The following is a 19,128-nucleotide window of genomic DNA, read 5'->3' on the forward strand; positions in this document are numbered from 1 at the left end:
GCGATCCCAACCGCATGTCCAGCGATCCCCTTGCGCCGCCCGTGCTGCGCCTGACGCTCACGCGCGATCCCCTCGCCAGCGCCGGCGACTGTCCCGCCGCGCCCGGCTGGCATGCCGAGACCCACGTGCTGTCCAGTGCGCGCGGCATCGGCAGCTGCCGTACCGTGCTCGATATCGGCCCGGCCGACGTGGTGCAACTGCTGCTGTGCGACGGCAGTTCGCTGCTGGCTGGCAGCCTGGACCTGCCACGCTACCTGGGGCCGGCCACGCTGGCGCGCGACGGCGCGCCCGCCAGCATCGAAGTGGGACTGGCCCTGCGTCCGCAGGCGGCGCGCCAGCCGCCCGGCGCCAGCCGCGACGGTCTGGGCGCCTGGATGCTGCGGGCCGTGCGCGTGTACCGCTGCGGCGCCGCCGCCATGACGGCGCTGGCGGCGGCGGGCGCCTTCCAGGACCGCCAGCTGGAGCAGCGCCTGGGCTTGTACCGCTGCGGCATCGAGGCGGGCAGCATGACGGCCGTCGCCAGCCTGCCCGCCGGGCCGGAACCGGTGCTGCTGCTGTTGCACGGCACGGCCTCGTCGACCCAGCGCAGCTTTGGCGGCCTGTGGCGCAACGGCCTGGCGCCGCAACTGGCGGCGCGGTACGGCAACCGCATCTACGGCTATGAGCACCGCAGCCTCAGCGACAGCCCCATCGAGAATGCGCTGGCCCTCGTGCGCCAGCTGCCGCACGGCGCCGTGCTGCACCTCCTGGGCCATTCGCGCGGCGGCCTGGTGGGCGAATTGCTGGCGCGCGCGCAGCGCATCGACAGCCGCGGCGCCGTCGACCTGGCTGGCGACGGCCTGGAGCGGTTGAGCGAAAACACGGTGGGCGGGGAAGCGTTCAACAGCCACGATATCGAACACTTCACGGCCCAGGCGCAGCTGGGCGGGCGCGGCGGCCATGACGCGGACGCGGCGCGCCTGCGCGAATTGAGCGTGGAGCTGAAGACGCGCGCCATCCGCATCGCCCGCTTCGTGCGCGTGGCTTGCCCGGCGCGCGGCACCACCCTGATGTCGGGCCGGCTCGACCGCTGGGCCAGCGTGATGTTCAACCTGCTGCTGCATGGCGGCGTTCCCGACGGCGCCATGGCTTTCTTGCTGGCCGTGGTGCAGCAGCGCTGCGACGCGCGCATCCTGCCGGGCCTGGAAGCGATGATGCCCGACTCACCGCTGGTGGCCATGCTCAACGCGCCCGACGTGCGCGTGGCCAGCCCGCTGCACGTGCTGGCCGGCGCGTGCAGCGGCGATGGCCTGCTGGGCTGGCTGGGCGACTGCCTCGATGACCAGCTGTACGGTGGACAGAACGACCTGGTGGTCAATTGCGCCTCGATGGCCGGCGGCGCCACGCGCAGCACGCCGGTGCGGCAACTGCTGCTGCGCGGGCCGCACACGCACCACCTGAACTACTTCGAGCGCGCGCCCTCGAGCCAGGCCGCCGTGCAGGCGCTCACCGGCGACGAGGCAGCCTACCAGCCGCTGCCCGGCATCGAGCACGGCCCCCTGGCGCGCGGCGGCGAAGTGCCGAAACGGCGCGCGCACGCGCCCATCGTGCTGCTGCTGCCCGACATCATGGGCAGCCACCTGCAAGTGGGCAGCAACCGCATCTGGTTCGACCCCGTCAACCTCGTCGAAGGGCGCATCGAACGCCTGGCCGTGGGCCAGCCGCACATCGTCAGCGCCGGCTGGATCGAATCGTGCTATGAACCGTTTGCCCGCTTTCTCGCGCAAAGCCAGGAAGTGCGTCCCTTTACCTATGACTGGCGATTGTCGCTGCAGGAGTCGTGCCGCGCCTTCCTGCCCGTGCTCGACGACGCCATGCGCGACGCGGAACAACGCGGACAGCCGCTGCGCATCGTCGCCCACGGCATGGGCGGGCTGGTGGCGCGCCTGGCCCTGAAGGACCGCTGGCAGCGCTTCGGCGCCCTGCCCGGCAGCCGATTGCTGCAGGTGGGCACGGCCAACCGCGGCACGCAGGCGATGGTGCAAGTGCTGCTGGGACGCGACCGGCTGGTGCAAATGCTGGCGTGTTGGATCAGCTGGAAGCACACGCGACGCCAGTTCCTCGGCTTCGTGCGCGCCTTTCCCGGGGTGCTGGACATGCTGCCGTGGCCGCAGGCGGGCGGCATCGATTATTTCGACCCCGAGGCCTGGGCGCAGCTGGCCGCCGGCGACGCGCAAGCGGGCCTGCCCGGCGGCTGGCAGGTGCCCGAGGCCCAGGCGCTGGCTGCGGCGCGCGCCACCGTGGCCTTGCTGGAAGCGGCCCCGCTCGACGCCCGCCTTTGCAGCTACCTGGCCGGCTGCGCCGCCACGCCCGTGGCGCTGCGCCTGCGCGACGGCGGCATCGAAACGGCCTGGTCGCCGGACGGCGATGGCCGCACGGCCTGGCAAGGCGCGGTGCCGGACGGCGTGACCGCCTGCTACCTGCCGGTGGCGCATGGCGACCTGTTGTTGCAAAAAGAACATTACCTGGCCATCGCGCAACTGCTCGACAACGGCCAGGGCGCCGCCCTGCCCCGCCACCCGCCGCACGCGCCCGGCGGCGCAGCGCCCCGCTTCCATCCGTATGTACCCGATGCCACGCCGCTGTACCCGCAGCCGCAGGAATTGCTCGACGCGGCCATCGGCGCCGCCGGCCCCGCCAGCGCGCCGGAAAGCCGCGCGTCGCAATTAAGCCTCTCCGTCATCCACGGCAGCATGGCCTCGGCCGACGCGCCCGTCATGAGCGGCTGCTACGCGTCCGAATCGCTGCGCGGCAGCATGAGTTTTCTCGACCGCCTGCTGGCGGGCAAGCTGCAGGAAATCCACGCGCTGGGGCGCTTTCCGCAACGTCCCGACTCCGCCCTCGTGGTGCTGCAGCCCGATGCGGCGCGCCGGCCCGGCGGCGCCATCGTCATCGGCCTGGGCGCGCTGGGCGAGCTGACACCGGGCGAACTGGCGCGCGCCTTTGCCGGCGGCCTGCTCGAATACGCGTGCGTCTGCCTGCAGGTGCGCGCCGCCGGCCACGTGGCCGCGCCGCCGATGGGCGAACACGGCTTGCGCGTGGCCAGCCTGCTGTCCGGTTCCGGCTACGGCGGCTTGAGCATCGCCCTGTGCGCGCGGGCCCTGATCGACGGCGCGCGCAGCGCCAACCGGCGTCTGGAAGACGCGGGCATGGCGTGCCGCATCGGCCACATCGCCATCTACGAACAGTCCGAGGCGCGCGCCATCGCCGCCGCCGTGGCCATCGAGCAAATCATGGCCGAAGCACGCTACCAGGGCAGCTTCACGTTCGAGCGGCGCATCCGCCACAGTCCCGGCGGCTACCGGCGCATCCTGCCCAGCCTGAGCGGCGACAATGGCTGGCGCCGCGTGCAGATCGTCGCCGCCGACCTCTCCGGCGCCCTGCGCTTCACCGTGCTGACGGACCGCGCGCACAACAGCGTCGACGAAGAGCCGAACCAGCGGCAAGCCGTCGATGGCCTGATCATGGACGCCACCGACAACACCACCGACCAGCCGGGCCTGTCACGCGCCCTGTACGAACTGATGCTGCCCAATGGCCTGAAGGCGGCCATCCCCGAGATGCGCGGCCTGATCCTGGCCGTCGACCAGAGCGCCGCCATCTATCCGTGGGAGCTGATGCGCGACGAGGCGGGCAGCGAAGAAAGCCCCCTGTCGACGCGCATCGGCATGGTGCGCCAGCTGGCCAGCCTGCGCGAGCAGCCGCCAGCCGTCAGCCCGCCCAGCAACAGCGTGCTGGTGATCGGCGACACCGATTCCGGCCTGCCCGAGCTGCCCGCCGCGCAGGCCGAGGCGCAGGACGTGGCGCGCATGTTCGGCGCGTACGGCTACCAGGTGCGCGAGCTGCTGCGCCCGCAGGCCCAGCGCGTGCTGGTGCACCTGTTCGACGAACGCTATTTCGCCATCCACCTGGCCGGCCATGGCGAAGTGGCCGGTCCCGGCATCGCCCATACGGGCCTGGTGCTGGGACCGAAGACGCGGCTGACGGCCGCGCAGGTGGGTAAATTGAAGCGCGTGCCGCAATTCGTCTTCATCAATTGCTGCCACCTGGGCGACATGCGCCCGGACGCCATCGCGCCATGGTCGAAACTGGCCGCCAGCCTGGCCACGGCCTTCATTGAAATGGGTTCGCAAGCCGTGATCGCGGCAGGCTGGCGCATCGACGACCAGGCGGCCAGCATCTTCGCGCACAGCTTCTATCACGCCATGCTGAGCGGCGAATACTTCGGCGACGCCGTGCGCCTGGCGCGCGAGGCGGCCTACCTGCAGTTCCCGGCCTCGAACACCTGGGGCGCCTACCAGGCGTATGGCGACGACCGCTACCGCTTTCCGAACACCCAGAGCAGGCCCTGGCAAGCGCCCGACTACCATTACCACGGCCATTTGCTGGCCGACCTGGAAACCCTGCACGCGCGCCTGGCGGGCGCCGATCCTGCACGCCGCGCGGCCATCGAGGAAAAGCTGGCCAGCATCGAGGAAGCCGTGCGCGCCCGCTTTTTCGGCTGCGCCGACATCCGCGAAAACATGGCCGCCACGCGCGCCGGCCTGGGGGGACTGGAAAACACCTTGCGCGCCATCGAACACTACCGGGCGGCCCACAGCGCGGCCGATGGCAAGGTGGGCTTGCGCGCGCTGGCGCACTGGGCGGAACTGGAAATACGCCAGGGCGCGGCCCTGTGCGGCCTCGATGCGGGCGCCGGCATCGAGGTGCCGGCCGTGCCCGATATGACGCAAGGCCGGCAGTTGCTGCAGGATGGAAAACAGCATATCGACCTGCTGGTGGCGCTGGCGCCTACGGCCCAGCGCCTGGCCCTGCTGGGACGCTACTGGGCCTTGCAGGCGCGCCTGGCCTGCCGCGAAGGAAGCTCCGGCGCGCAGGCCCTGCGCGCCATGACGGATGCCTGCCTGGCCGCGCTGGAAGAAGCGCGGCGGCGCAGCGGCGTGGCCGACTGTGACCTGATTTTCCAGGTGCTGGCGGGCGCCCTGCTGTTGAAAGCCCATGGCGACGGCGGCGCGTGGCGCGCGCTCGATCCGCAGCTGGGCGACTTGCTGCACGACGCCATCGCCTATGCGCGCCAGCGCCATGCGGACGAACGCCGCGCCATTGACGCCGGCGCCCCCGTGCGCGCCGCACTGCTGGCGGCCCTGTGGCAGGTGCCGGACGGCCAGCCCTTCGACACGTCCGCGCGCGCCGCTTTCCTGGCCCTGTATCACGACGCCGTGCGGCGCCACGGCAGCATCGGCGAACCCGAAACGATCACGGCGCCGCTGCGCTTCCTGCTCGAACTGCTGCCATCCGACAGCCCGGACACCGGCTTGCGCAGCGCCGTGCAGGCGCTGGCCAGCCAGCTGCAGGCGTCACTTCCCGCTATCAGCCAGGCACCACGCCATAATGGCGCGCATAGCGCTCGTCCAGATTCGCCAGCGGCATCATCATGAACATGTCGGCGCTTTCGAAATCAGGATCCCACGCCGGTTCGCCGCAAATCCAGGCGCCCGAACGCAGATAACCCTTGATCAGCGGCGGCACTTGCGGCTTGTGCGCCGCTTCCACCTGATGGATGGGAAAAGGCAGGTGCGGCGTGACGCGGTATTCGCTCGGGGCCATGTGCTTTTCGGCCAGCGCCTGGTACACGGCGACGGCGTTATGGCCGCCATCGGCCAGGCTGATGCTGGCGCAGCCGACCAGGTAGTCGCAGCGCTCGCGGCGCATGTACTCGGCCAGGCCCGACCACAGCAGCATGATCACGCTGCCGCCCCGGTATTTCGGGTGGATACAGGCGCGGCCCGCTTCGACCATGCGTCCGCGCAGGTTCTTCAGGCGGCTCAGGTCGAACTCGTTTTCCGAATACAGCCGGCCGATCTTGGCCGCCTTGGCCGCGCTCAGCACGCGGTAGGTGCCCACCACTTTCAGGGTGTCGGCGTCTCGCACGATCAGGTGATCGCAGTGCGCATCGAATTCATCGCTGTCGAGGCCATCGGCGTTGGCCAGCGACGTCAGACCCATGGTCTCGATAAACACCTTGTAACGCAAACGCTGCACTTCACGCAATTCCGCCGCTGTCGTGGCCTGGCTCAGCACCAGTTGGACCGGGCGGGCCTTGGCTTCGTTTGATGCGATTATGTTTTGCATGGTTTCATCCCTGTGATCAAGACGACTCCAGCGTACTTGCCTAATATGTCAGGAAAATGACAGCCGAATGTCATTTCCATGACGCAAGTCAATGTCATTCGGGGATCGTGCATAATTACCACACTCGCCCAGCCGAAAGAGCCCATGAAAGACCAGGACGCACCGCACATCACGCCCTACACCAAGCCGGCCGCCGGCTGGGACGCCTTGAAACACGTGGCCATCAGCCTGCGCCAGGAGCGGGTCGCACCCGAGAATCTGAAGGCGCTGCTGGCGCAAAACCAGCCGGACGGTTTCGATTGCCCCGGCTGCGCCTGGCCAGACCGCAACCACGCTTCCACGTTCGCCTTTTGCGAAAACGGCGCCAAGGCCGTCGCCGCCGAAGCGACCAGCCGCCGCGCCAGCCGGGAGCTGTTCGCCGGCCATACCGTCACGCAGCTGCTGGAACAATCGGACTACGCGCTCGAACAGCACGGGCGCCTGACGGAACCGATGACGTACGACGCCGCCAGCGACCGCTATGTGCCGATTTCATGGGATGAGGCCTACGCCCTCGTGGGCCGCCACCTGCGCGCCCTGCCCGATCCGAACCAGGCCGCTTTCTACACGTCGGGGCGCGCCAGCAACGAAGCCGCGTTTCTGTACCAGCTGATGGCGCGCCTGTACGGCACCAATAACTTCCCCGACTGCTCCAACATGTGCCACGAGGCGACCAGCCGCGGCTTGCCGGCCACGGTGGGCATCGGCAAGGGAACGGTGACGCTGGCCGACTTCGAACTGGCCGACACCATCCTCATCTTCGGCCAGAATCCCGCCACCAACCACCCGCGCATGCTGGGCGAACTGCGCGACTGCGCGCGCCGCGGCGGCAGCATCGTTTCCATCAATCCCCTGCGCGAACGGGGCTTGCAGCGCTTCATGGATCCGCAAAGCGCGCTGGAAATGGCGACCCTGGGCAGCACGCGCCTGGCCGGCCTGTTCGTCCAGCCCACCCTGGGCGGCGACTTCGCCATGATCAAGGCCGTCGCCAAGCGTGTCGTCGAGCATGACGATGCGGCGCAGGCGGCCGGCGCGCCCGCCGTCATCGACCACGCCTTCATCGTTGAACACTGCAGCGGCTTCGACGCCTTCCGCGACGACCTGCGCGCAGAGAATTGGCAACTGCTCGTGGCGGAATCGGGCGTGGCGCGCGCGCAGATCGAGGCATTGACGGACATCTTCGTCAAAGGCCAGCGCATCATCGCCACCTGGGGCATGGGCCTGACGCAGCACAAGCACAGCGTGGCGGCCATCCGCATGCTGTCGAATTTGATGATGCTGCGCGGGCAGATCGGCAAGCCGGGCGCCGGGCTATGCCCCGTGCGCGGCCACTCCAACGTGCAGGGCGACCGCACGGTGGGCATCGAGGAAAAGCCGACAACTGCCTTCCTCGACCGCTTGGGCCAGGTGTATGGATTTGCGCCGCCGCGCGCACATGGCCACGACGTGGTGGCCACCATCGAAGCCATGCGGCGCGGCGACGTCAAGGTATTCATTGCGCTGGGCGGCAATTTCGCGGCAGCCACGCCCGATACGCCGCTGACCTTTGCCGCGCTGCGCCAGTGCACGCTGACGGTGCAGGTGGCCACCAAGCTCAATCGCAGCCACTTGGTCATCGGCAAGGAAGCCCTGCTGCTGCCCACCCTGGGGCGCACGGAGATCGACTTGCAGCACGGCGTGGCGCAGGGCGTGACGGTGGAAGATTCGATGAGCATGGTACATATCTCGTACGGCCGCAATGCGCCCGCTTCGCCGCAGCTGCGCTCGGAAGTGGCCATCGTGGCCGGCATGGCCGAAGCGACGGTGGGGAGCACCCTGGTCGACTGGCGCGCGTATGCGGCCGACTACGCGCGCATCCGCGACGACATCGAAAAGGTGTTTGACGATTTTTACGACTACAACGCCAGGGTGGCGCAGCCGGGCGGCTTTCATTTGACGGTGGCTTCGCGCGAACGCGTGTGGAAGACAGCCAGCGGCAAGGCAAGCTTCCTCATCGCCCCGCTGGACCTCGATACGCCGCTGCACCGCGCAAAAAAGCGCCACGGCGAGCGCCTGATGGTCTTGATGAGCACGCGCTCGCACGACCAGTACAACACCACCATCTACGGCATGGATGACCGCTACCGGGGCGTGTACGGCACGCGCAAGGTCGTCTTCGCCAATGCGGAAGATATCGCCATGCTGGGCTTTGCCGATGGCGAGCTGGTGGACTTGATCGGCGCCTGGGACGATGGCGTGGCGCGCCGCGCCGACGGTTTCCGTCTCGTCGCCTACGACATCCCGCGAGGCTGCCTGGGCGCGTACTACCCGGAGACGAACCCGCTGGTGCCGCTGACCAGCACGGCCGACGGCGCCGGCACGCCCACATCGAAATCCGTGCCCGTGCTGCTGCAACGCAGTGAAGTTAAAGCGTGATGGCTGGCGTGTAATCGACGTAGGCATCCTGGCGGCAGAAACCCGCCAGCTTCATACCCGCCTGCGTGGCGATGGAAATGGCCAGCGAACTGGGGGCGGAAATCGTCGCCAGCAAGGGGATCTGCATGCGCGCCGCCTTGCGCGCCAGCTCGTAGCTGCCGCGGCTGGACAGGAAGACGAAGCCACGCCGCATGTCGATATCGTGCAGCGCGAGATGGCCAATCAGTTTGTCGAGGCCGTTATGGCGGCCCACATCCTCGAACACCTGCACGATATCGCCATCGGGCGTGCACCACGCGGCCGCGTGCACGCCGCCCGTTTCCCGCATCAGCGCCTGATGCTCGCGCAAGCCGGCGGAGGCTCGCGCCAGCGCGGTGGGCAAGTCGACATGTATCAGGGGTGGCGGCAACGGCGCCGGCTGCAAGTCGAGCATGTCGATGCTGTCGATGCCGCACACGCCGCAGCCCGTGCGGCCCGTCAGCTGGCGGCGCCGGTCCTTCAGGCGCACGAAATCCTCCTGGGCGATGCTCAACGCCACTTCGGCGGAGTCGGCGCGCAGGAACACTTCGCAATCGAAGATGGCATCGGCGGAAGCGACCACGCCTTCCGTCAGCGCGAAGCCATACGCGAACGCTTCCAGATCGCGCGGGGTGGCCATCATGACGACGTGGGAAATGCCATTGAAGACCAGCGCGACGGGGATTTCCTCGGCGACGTGGTCGATGGCGGGGGTAGCAACGCCCGCCTGGTGGCGGACGATGGCGCGCTCGACGAAGCCGGCGCGTTCGATCTCTGTATCTTCTGACATGGCAACCATGGGGGAACTATCACAGGCCCCATGGTAAACCAGAATAGCCAGGCAGGGGGCGGCCCCTGCCCGCACCATCAATCCTTCTTCGGACGGCCCGTTTTCAGCTGCGGCAAGCCGGCCAGCACGTTTTGCAGGGTGGCCAGGTCGATCTGGCTGATCAGCGCCACGCCGATGCGCAGCAATTCGCTTTTCTTGATCTCGAAACCGGCCTTCAGGCAGGCTTTTTTCACCTGGCCCAGGACTTCGTATTCCGCTTCCGGCATGGTGAAGCTGTCGCGCACGAGTTTCGGCTTGCGGGCTTTTTCCTTCACGACGACGACCTTGGCGACCGGCGCTTTTTTCGCTGGCGCCGGCTTGGCGACGGCCTTGGCGACCGGTTTGACGGCGGCTTTCGCTGCCGGCTTGGCGGCGGGCTTGGCTGCAACCTTGGCTGCAACCTTGGCCGCTGGCTTGGCAGCGGCTTTGGCGACCGGCTTGGCGACGACGGCCTTGGCCGCCGGCTTGGCCGCTGGCGCCTTGGCAGCGACAGGCTTGGCGGCGACGGGTTTCGCTGCTGCCGACTTGGCGGCGACAGGCTTGGCTGCGGCCGGTTTGACGGCCACTGGCTTGACGGCGGCTTTTGCCACCGGCTTGGCTGCGGGCTTCGCGGCAGGCTTCACTGCAGGCTTCGCGGCCGGCTTCGCGGCCGGCGCGGCCTTGGCCGCGTTGATCGAGGCGCTGGTGGGGAACATCGATACGGGCGCGCTGTCGGCCTTTTTCACTGGGACGGTTTTGCTCATGGATTTTCCAATCTAGTAAATAATATAAACAATATATACTGTTTTTAAAAATATTGCTTGCTGCACATCAAGTCATGCGCATGGCATGATCCAATGACCCATTACGCGCTGGCGCGGATGGTGAAATCGACCCCCACCTCGTCCCAGAATTCCTGCTCCTTTTCGATCCAGAACGACACGGTGGGATGGTGAGCCACCCAGCCGCGCTTGATATCGAGCTCGATGCGGTTCTTCATGCGCAGGCGCAGTTCGCTGAAATCGGCTTCGATGCGCGCATGCATGAGCAGGATCGACAGGCGCAGGGCCAGCACGGCCTTGGCGAAATCGGGGTCGGACAGCACTTCGCCGATCTTGCGCAAATTGCCCTTCTGCGCCAGGATCAGCCGGCTCATGGTCTTCTGTTCGCGCGTCGTAAAACCGGGCAAGTCCGCGTTTTCCACGATGTAGGAGGCGTGCTTGTGGTAACCCGTCTGCGACACGGCCAGGCCTACTTCGTGCAGCAGGCTGCTCCAGCGCAGGCATTTCACCAGGGCGTCAGACGTGGGCTTGAGCTGCGCATACATGGCCAGCGCCTGCTCGGCCACACGGCCGGCGCGCTGCTGGTCGATATGGAATTTCTCCATGCAGCCCTGCACCGACTGCTCGCGGCGGTCACGCTTGGTCGAACGCAGGTACAGATCCCACATCACGCCCATGCGCAAACCCGCCTCTATCGGCGTCATGGCGGGAATCGCCAGTTCGCGAAACAGGCCGATCAAGATGGCCAGGCCGCCGACGATGGTGCTGGCGCGGTCGGGGCGCAAGCCGGGCATGTCGATGCGGCTGGTGTGGCCGAGTTCGATGAAGCGGCGCGCCAGCGCGTCGAGGCTGGCGCTCGTGAGCAAGCCGTCACCGAGCTTGTTGCGGGCGATGATGTCGGCGATGGTGCGGATGGTGCCGGAAGAGCCATAGGCCGTCTTCCAGTGCTGCGGGCGGTACGGCGGCGCGGCATCCTCGAAATGGCTGCGCGCCGACAGGATGGCCGCCTCGAACGACGGCGCGTCGATGCGTCCGCCGATGAAGAACGACAGGCTTTGCTTGACGGTGCCCAGGCTGAACGACTCGACCCTCTCGATATCGTTGCCGCGCCCCAGTATCAGTTCGGTCGAGCCGCCGCCGATATCCATCACCAGCCGGCGTTCGCCGGGTATGGCCAGGGCATTGGCCACGCCCATGTAGATCAAGCGCCCCTCTTCCTCGCCCGAAATGATCTCGATCGGATGGCCGATGGCTTGCTCGGCCAGCGGCAGGAAGACGGCGCCGTTGCGCGCCACGCGCATGGCCGACGTGGCCACGACGCGCACGGCATCGAGTTCGAAGCCGGCGAGGATGGCGCGAAAGCGCTGCAGGCAGGCCAGCGCGCCCTGCATGGCCGCCTCGGTCAGGTCGCCATTGGCGTCCAGGCCGGCGGCCAGGCGTATCGGGTCGCGCACGCTCTTGACCACGCGGATCGTGTCGCCATCATGCTTGCCGACGTGTAAACGAAAACTGTTGGACCCCAGGTCCACCGCTGCATACATACTGGCCTCTTGTCTTGTCATTGCTGTGCCAACTGAAAAAGTTGGCAAACTCAGTTGCTAAACTATATAAATCATTTAAACGATTTAAAAATCCTACCACACTACCCCCATCGTATGACAGCGGCGTGACAGGATTGTGACAAAACGGCAGCCGTGCGGCAGCTTAAGGCACGATGGTGGTGAATAAATAGACAGCGAAAATCACCAGGTGCACCGTGCCCTGCATGACCGTGGTGCGGCCCGTGCCCAGCGACAGGGTGGCCACCATCAGCGACAGCAGCAACAGCACCGTCGACTTGATATCGAGACCCAGGGTGATCGTCAGGCCCGTGGCCAGGGATACCACCACGACGGCCGGTATCGTCAGGCCGATGCTGGCCAGCGCGGAACCGAGCGCCAGGTTCAAGCTCGTTTGCAAACGGTTCGCGCGCGCGGCGCGCACGGCGGCCAGGCCTTCTGGCAGCAGCACGATGGCGGCGATGACGATGCCGACCAGGGTTTTCGGCGCACCCATGGCGGCAATCGCCGTCTCCAGCGCGGGCGCCAGCGACTTGGCCAGCAGCACCACGGCGCCCAGGCACACCAGCAGCGCGCCGGCGCTGACCCACGCGACTGTTGGCGTGGGCGGCGCCGCATGCACCTCTTCATCGCCGACGGCTTCCTTGGGCAGGAAGTAATCGCGGTGGCGCACCGTCTGCACCAGCACGAAGGTGCCGTACAGGACCAGCGAGATCACGGCGATGAAGATCAGCTGGCTGGAATTGTAGAAGGGGCCGGCGGCGCTCGACGTGTAGTTCGGCAGCACCAGGGTCAGAACGGCGATGGCCGCCAGGGTGGCCAGCGAAGCGCTCACGCCCAGCAGGCCGAAGGTCTGCTCGCGGTGGCGCCCCGCACCCAGCAGCAAACAGATGCCGACGATGCCGTTCAGGATGATCATGATGGCGGCAAACACGGTGTCGCGCGCCAGGCCCGTCGTTTCCGGTCCGCCGGCCAGCATCAGCGAGACGATCAGCGCCACCTCGATCAGGGTCACGGCCAGCGCCAGCACCAGGGTGCCGTACGGTTCGCCGATGCGGTGCGCCACCACTTCCGCGTGGTACACGGCGGCCAGCACGCTGCCGATCAGGCCAGCGACCAGCAGGATCTGGTAGGCGCCGCCGACATTGAAGGTGGAACCGAACAGGAACAGCCAGCCGGCAATCGGGGCGGCAAGCGGCCATACAGGCAGGGATTTAAGCATTTTCATTATGGGCCTGGCAAGAGTAAAAAAGGGGAACTGCGGTGCGGACAGCAAAGGATAACCAGGGCAGCCTGGCGTGCATGCCACAGCATAACTTGCCTAGCTTAAATGAAAGTTAGGGAATGCACATGTTCCGGTGCCGGCGCCCCGCGCCTGGATCACCTTTCAATCACCTTGCCGCAGCGCACCTGCTTGCTACCTGTAACTATAGTCCCTTTGGTAACATGCCGTTGCAATTTCCTTGTCTTTTTGCTTGCTGCCGCCGTCATAATGCAAGGTCCGCCTTCCCGGCACCGACCAAGGACAGACCATGATTTCCATAAACAGCACGGCCATGCGCACGTTCTTCTTTGCGGGCAGTTTGCTGTCCGCCGCCGCACACGCGGACACGCCGCCAGCGGACGCGGCGCAAGTTGACGCGAACTGGGCCACCGCGGCCGCGCCTGCGGCAGAGCCGGAATCACGCTGGCAAGACAGCCTGCCGCCCGCGCCGCCCGTGGCGCCACGCGAAGAAAAGATCCTGCCCAAGAGCGAATGGCTCACCGTCGAACCGATGAAGGCGCCCGACCGGCGCTGCGATCCGGGCCTCGACGCCCTGTTCCTGCCCAAGGAATGCGGCAAGGAACCCAGCTGGCTGGGGTCGCACAAGAAGTAATCCGATTTAAATATCGAGGGTGCTCGCAGCTTGCGCCTCGACGACACGATTGCGGCCCGCCTGCTTGGCCGATTGCAGCGCCTCGTCGGCCCGCTTGAACAGGCTGACCGTGCTGTCCTCGGCGCGGATGGTGGTCACGCCCAGGCTGGCCGTCAGCTGCAGCACGGCCCGTTCTGTCTTGACGGACAGCGCTTCGACGGCGGCGCGGATGCGTTCGGCCACCATCAGCGCATCGGCCAGTGTCGTGCGCGGCAGCTGGATGGCGAATTCGGCGCCGCCCAGGCGGCCCATCAGGTCGCTGTCGCGCAGTTGCTGGCGGCACGTGTCGACGATGGTTTTCAGCACCGCATCGCCCACAGGATGGCCATAGCTGTCGTTGACTCTTTTGAAGTGATCGATATTGAGCACCACCAGCGCCGTCGGCAAGCCGGGACGGCGCGCCAGCGCCATCCATGGCGCCAGCGCCTGGTAAAAGCCGCGCCGGTTCGGCACGCCCGTGGCAGAGTCGAGCACTTCCAGGCGCGCCAGCTCGCCGCCCAGTTTTTCACGCGACAGCAGCAGATAGCCGAAGGCGTTGGTCAGCATCATCAGGTACAGGGCGCCGAAGCCGGCCAGCTGCATCAGCTCCGCGTCAAAACCGGGGACGGCGGCGGCCAGCACGCCGCGCGCGGCGATCAACAAGGACAGCAGCCCCATGCTGACGACGAGGAAGCGGCGCAGCATGCTCGCCTCGCGCCATTTCAGGCACAGCGCGGCCACGCCGGAGAGGAAGAAGCCGGCCACGATCAGCGAGCCGCCGGCGCTGCGCAGCAGCGGCGCCACGTCGAGCAGATAGCAGGCGGCAAACAGGGCCACCGACAGGCCCAGCGCCGGCAGCACGGTGCGGCGCCAGCCGCTGCGCCCGGCCGCCTGCCACAGCGCGCCCGCATCAAGCGCCATGCCGGCAAACAGCAGGCTGTTGCCGAGCAGGATAGAGAGGAAATCGGGCAGCACGCCGCGGAAATACAGCAGGCACCAGGCCACGGCCTGGCATTGCTTGGCAATCGCCCAGGTGGACATGCTGAGCGACTTCTTGCGTTCGTACTCGAAGAAGAACAGGGCCGCGCACAGGCTCAAGTTGCCGAGCGCCAGGGCCAGTACCAGGGTCTTGATATCCATGGGCTAGGCTATCGATGCGCAGGCGCGGCGCGCCAGGTCAGATTTCGTGTTCGACATTGGTGCTGCCGTCGCCGATCTTGCTGGCCCACGCCTGCACGAAATACTGCTTTTCCACTTCGCTGGGCGCCTCGTGCCAGAACACGATGAGGGTGCCCTTGTGGTCGTGGATTTGCGCCACTTTCTCAATGAATCCGACATTGGCGGCCTGGTCGGCCAGCGCCGCCGCGTAGCCGTACACGCGCGTCAGCCGCTCGATGCGGTCAGGCTCCGTAAAACTGTTCGTCGCCGTAATGATGGGGTGATCCAAAAACATGCTTGTCTCCATGGTGCCCGACTGCGCGGCCGTGCCGCCGCGCGCCATATACATCGACATATCGCATCTACATATACGCATGCTCGGCGCGGATTAATCGGGTATGCTCACGGGAGCTTATCAGATTTCTCTGAATGCAACAAAGCATCTCCCCAGTCCACTCAGCGAAGTCGTCCCATGCCGGAAAACAGAAGCACCACCCTACTTGCCCCGCAGGTGCATACCTGTGGCGACCGGCGCCGCCTGGAATTCCAGCCCGGCATGATCCAGAGCGAAATGCTGCTGTCGCGCCCCGATCACCTGCTGCTGCGCTACGCGCGCGCCATGATGTGCTTTACCCTGTTCGTGCCGCGCCCGCGGCACATCCTGATGGTGGGACTGGGCGGTGGTTCGCTGCTGAAATTCTGCCACCGCCACCTGCCCGACGCGCGCATCACGGTGCTGGAATTGCGCGCCGACGTGATCGCCCTGCGCGAGCAATTCATGCTGCCGCCCGACGACGCGCGCCTGCGCATCATCGAGACGGACGCCGTCAGCTATATCCGCCAGCATCCGGGCTGCGCCGACGTGCTGCTGCTCGACGGCTACGATGAAACGGGATTGCCGCCCGCCCTCGGCAGCGCGCGCTTCTATGCGGACTGCCTGCGCGCCCTGCTGCCCGGCGGCGTGCTGGTGGCCAACCTGTTCAGTTATGACGAGCACTACCCCGCCATGCTGGCGCGCCTGATGCTCACCTTCCGCGGCGCCGTCTGCCACTTCGACGGCATCGCCGGCAACAACCGCATCGTCTTTGCCGCCAAGCCGGAACAAGAGCAAGGCGCCGGCGGCCGCGCCGTGCGCGTGGTGCGCCTGGTGCGCTGGCGCCGGATGGCCGGTCTGGCGTTCCTGAACCGCTGGCTGCCGGCATGGCAGTTGTGGCGTTTGCGCCGCCATTCGGGCGCGGGCAGCAACTGAAAGTCATCTTCCCCGGCCATAGATATTGTTGCTTATTAGCAGTGTTTTGGTGCAAAATCCGCATGATGGATGTGGTTTATGACAAACTACGGCCTGCGTGGGGCCGGCAGGCGCCGCGGAACCCAAGTGTCCATGAAGTGAGATAGGAAAAACCATGCTGCGTGGCCGCCTGCCATTGTCGATTTCCGCTGCGGCCGCGCTGACCTTTGCCTGCGGCGTCAGCGTGACGGCGGTGCTGTTTGCCGCCATCAGCCAGCTCGAATACGACAAGTTGAGCCTGAGCCTGCAGCAGCGCGCGGGCGCCAGGGTGGCCGCCATCGAGCAGGGACTCGACGATGCGGTCGAGGTGCTGACCACGACGAACCAGCTGTTTGCCGCCGTCGTGCCCGTCACGCGCGAACAGTTCCACGACTTCACCACGCCGCTGCTGCAGCGCCATCCGTTCATCCAGGCCTTCAATTTCCACCGCATCGTGCCGCATGCGCAGCGCGCCGCATTCGAGGCCGAACTGCGGCGCATCGTGCCCGACTACGCCATGACGGAAATGCACGACGGCGTCATCGTGCCCGCCACGACGCGCACCAGCTACCTGGTGGTGGACTACCTCGAACCCCTGCAGGGCAACGGCCCCGCCTTCGGCCTGAACGTCAGCCCGAATGGCGTACTGGCGCGCGCGCTGGAACAGGCGATCGTCAGCGGCCAGACCACCGCCACCGGCCTGCTGGCCCTGGCGCAGGGACCGCAGCAGGGATTCGTCATCGTGCGTCCCGTGTACCGCCACGGCGTGCCCGTGCAGACGGTGCAGCAGCGGCGCGCGGCGCTGATCGGCGATACGGCGGTCATCGTGCGCGCCGGGGAACTGGTGCAGAAAATCCTCGCCGGCGCCGACCTGCTGGGCGATTCGCAGCTTGAACTGAGCGTCTACGCGGACGCCGGCGCCGACCCGCGCCAGATGATCTTCCGGCATGGCCAGGCGCCTGCCAGCGAGCCAGGCGGCGCCTGGGAGTCCTTGCCGCGCTGGCTGCACTTTGCCTACCACAACCATTATGACCGGGCCTTTGCTTCCGCCGGCCGGCCATGGCATGTGCGCGTGGTCGCCCATCCGCGTCCCTTTCTGGCCGACCATCTGGGCTCATTGTTTACCCTGATCACTGGCCTGCTGTTCAGCTTGCTGACGGCCGCATTCGTGCAGTCGCTGACGCAACGCTCGCGCCGCGTGCAGCTGCTGGTGGAGCAGCGCACGGCCGACCTCAAGCGCAGCAACGAGCTGCTCAGCGCCGACGTGCGGGCACGCCAGCGCACGGAGCGCGCCCTGCAGGAAAGCGAAAAGCGCTTCCGCCGCCTGCTGGCCCTGTCGTCGGACTGGTACTGGGAACAGGACGCCAACTTCTGCTTCACCCACATCACCAGCGGTTTCACGGACAAGTCAAACATGCCGCTGGAACGCTTCATCGGCATGACGCGCTGGGACAACAATGCGGAAATGCGCAATTCGCGCTGGGGCAGGCAGCATATCGCCAACCTGGAAGCGCACCTGCCCTTTTCCAACCTCGAATATGCGATGCACGACCGCGACGGCCAGCTGCGCTGGTTCAGCATCAATGGCGAACCGCTGTTCAACGAGCTCGGCGAATTCCGCGGCTACCGGGGCACGGGTTCCGAAATCACGGAACGCAAGCTGGCCGAGCAGCAGATCCAGCACATCGCCCACCACGACGTGCTGACGGGTTTACCCAACCGCGCCCTGCTGCGCGACCGCCTGGCGCAAGCGATGGCCCTGTCGCGCCGCAAGAACCGCGCATTGTGGGTACTGCTGATCGACCTAGACCGTTTCAAGTTCGTCAACGACAGCCTCGGCCACAAGGCTGGCGACCTGCTGCTGAAAACCATCGCCACGCGCTTGCAGGCCAGCCTGCGCGAAAGCGATACGGTGGCGCGCCTGTCGGGCGATGAATTCGTCGCCATCCTGTGCGAACAGGTGGACGAAGTGCTCAGCGGCGCCATCGTGCAGCGCGTGATGGATGCCGTGGCCCAGCCGGTACTATTGGACGGCAAGGAATTCTTCGTCACCTGCAGCATCGGCGTGGCGATCTACGACATGTCGCGCTACGACGCCCCCGGCGACGTGACCCTGAATGGCGAGACGCAGAACCTGATCGAGCAGGCCGACATCGCCATGTACTGCGCCAAGAAACAGGGCCGCAACAACATCAAGTTCTACACGACGGCCATGAACCAGGCCACCCTGGAGCGCCTGCGCATCGAAACGGCGCTGCGCAACGCGCTCGAGCGCGAGCAGTTCGTGCTGCATTACCAGCCGCAGGTGGACCTGGCCAGCGGGCGCATCGTCGGCGTGGAAGCGCTGCTGCGCTGGCAGCATCCGGAACTGGGCATGGTGGCGCCGCAGCGCTTCATCGCGCTGGCGGAGGATACGGGCCTGATCGTGCCGATCGGCGCCTGGGTCATGCGCGAAGCGTGCGCACAGGTAAAACGCTGGCATGCGGCGGGCCTGGACACCTTGCGCCTGGCCGTCAACCTGTCGGCGCGCCAGTTCAACGAGCCGAACCTGGTCGCCACGATCGCCGACGTGCTGCGGGAAACGGGCTTGCCGCCCGCTTGCCTGGAACTGGAATTGACGGAAAGCCTGTTCATGCACGACGTGGCGCTGGCCGTCAGCCAGCTGCACGACATGAAGGCGCTGGGGGTGCAGCTGTCGATCGACGACTTCGGCACCGGCTATTCCAGCTTCGCCTACCTGCGCACCTTCCCCATCGACGTACTGAAGATCGACCGCAGCTTCGTCGGCGACGTGGCGCGCGACGCGGACGACGCGGCCATCGTCGTCTCCATCATCGCCCTGGCGCACAATCTGAAGCTGCGCGTGGTGGCCGAAGGCGTGGAAACGGCGGAGCAGCTCGATTACCTGCGCCGCCATGGCTGCGACGAGGCGCAGGGCTATTACTTCAGCCATCCGCTGCCGGCGGAGGAGGTGGAAATACTGCTGCGCGGCGAGTTCTGCGCGACGCAGTGACGG

The 19,128-nt window shown here is 66.8% G+C and carries 12 protein-coding genes; 5 read left to right on the plus strand and 7 right to left on the minus strand.

The genetic code is table 11. The features are described 5' to 3' along the window. Nucleotides 1-14 precede the first annotated feature (14 nt). Nucleotides 15-5,477, plus strand: coding sequence for a CHAT domain-containing protein (locus GYK42_RS12395; protein WP_166447745.1), 5,463 nt, complete (start codon nucleotides 15-17; stop codon nucleotides 5,475-5,477). Here the strand turns inward: GYK42_RS12395 and GYK42_RS12400 are convergent. Next, the gene (locus GYK42_RS12400; protein WP_046683713.1) at nucleotides 5,410-6,171 is read right to left on the minus strand and encodes a GNAT family N-acetyltransferase; all 762 of its coding nucleotides are present in this window, start codon (nucleotides 6,169-6,171) and stop codon (nucleotides 5,410-5,412) included. The two genes, GYK42_RS12395 and GYK42_RS12400, sit on opposite strands and share 68 nt — an antisense overlap. Before the next feature lie 144 nt (nucleotides 6,172-6,315). Here GYK42_RS12400 and GYK42_RS12405 point away from each other — a divergent pair, with 144 nt between their 5' ends. After that, nucleotides 6,316-8,625 (plus strand): FdhF/YdeP family oxidoreductase, encoded by a 2,310-nt coding sequence (locus GYK42_RS12405; protein ID WP_166447746.1) that lies wholly within the window; start codon nucleotides 6,316-6,318, stop codon nucleotides 8,623-8,625. On the opposite strand, the gene fdhD is transcribed toward GYK42_RS12405, so the two are convergent. The 4 genes from fdhD to GYK42_RS12425 all read right to left on the minus strand — a co-directional run bounded on the left by fdhD (nucleotide 8,615) and on the right by GYK42_RS12425 (nucleotide 13,020). Further along, entirely contained in the window at nucleotides 8,615-9,433 is an 819-nt protein-coding gene (gene fdhD / locus GYK42_RS12410; RefSeq protein ID WP_431190170.1) for a formate dehydrogenase accessory sulfurtransferase FdhD, read from the minus strand. The two genes, GYK42_RS12405 and fdhD, sit on opposite strands and share 11 nt — an antisense overlap. Before the next feature lie 77 nt (nucleotides 9,434-9,510). Further along, nucleotides 9,511-10,215 (minus strand): hypothetical protein, encoded by a 705-nt coding sequence (locus GYK42_RS12415; protein WP_166447748.1) that lies wholly within the window; start codon nucleotides 10,213-10,215, stop codon nucleotides 9,511-9,513. 101 nt (nucleotides 10,216-10,316) lie between these two features. Further along, on the minus strand, nucleotides 10,317-11,774 hold the full coding sequence (locus GYK42_RS12420; protein ID WP_046683711.1) for a Ppx/GppA phosphatase family protein: 1,458 nt from the start codon (nucleotides 11,772-11,774) through the stop codon (nucleotides 10,317-10,319). A gap of 163 nt (nucleotides 11,775-11,937) precedes the next feature. After that, nucleotides 11,938-13,020, minus strand: a complete 1,083-nt coding sequence (locus GYK42_RS12425; protein WP_034757382.1) for a calcium:proton antiporter — start codon at nucleotides 13,018-13,020, stop codon at nucleotides 11,938-11,940. 304 nt (nucleotides 13,021-13,324) lie between these two features. Here GYK42_RS12425 and GYK42_RS12430 point away from each other — a divergent pair, with 304 nt between their 5' ends. Further along, nucleotides 13,325-13,669 carry a hypothetical protein gene (locus tag GYK42_RS12430; protein ID WP_166447749.1) on the plus strand — a complete coding sequence of 115 codons (345 nt, stop codon included), beginning with the start codon at nucleotides 13,325-13,327 and terminating at the stop codon, nucleotides 13,667-13,669. 6 nt (nucleotides 13,670-13,675) lie between these two features. Here the strand turns inward: GYK42_RS12430 and GYK42_RS12435 are convergent, their stop codons facing one another. Continuing rightward, complete coding sequence (locus GYK42_RS12435) at nucleotides 13,676-14,827, minus strand: GGDEF domain-containing protein (protein ID WP_166447750.1); 1,152 nt, start codon at nucleotides 14,825-14,827, stop codon at nucleotides 13,676-13,678. A gap of 37 nt (nucleotides 14,828-14,864) precedes the next feature. Further along, entirely contained in the window at nucleotides 14,865-15,140 is a 276-nt protein-coding gene (locus GYK42_RS12440; RefSeq protein ID WP_034757372.1) for a hypothetical protein, read from the minus strand. 177 nt (nucleotides 15,141-15,317) lie between these two features. Between GYK42_RS12440 and GYK42_RS12445 the strand changes: the two genes are divergently transcribed. After that, entirely contained in the window at nucleotides 15,318-16,094 is a 777-nt protein-coding gene (locus tag GYK42_RS12445) for a transferase spermidine synthase (RefSeq protein WP_166447751.1), read from the plus strand. A 154-nt stretch (nucleotides 16,095-16,248) separates the two neighbouring features. Then, a complete protein-coding gene (locus GYK42_RS12450; RefSeq protein WP_166447752.1) occupies nucleotides 16,249-19,125 on the plus strand; it encodes a bifunctional diguanylate cyclase/phosphodiesterase in 2,877 nt (958 codons plus the stop codon). Nucleotides 19,126-19,128 lie beyond the last annotated feature (3 nt).

It is taken from the genome of Janthinobacterium lividum (genome assembly GCF_011601275.1).
Classification (GTDB): domain Bacteria; phylum Pseudomonadota; class Gammaproteobacteria; order Burkholderiales; family Burkholderiaceae_D; genus Janthinobacterium; species Janthinobacterium lividum_E.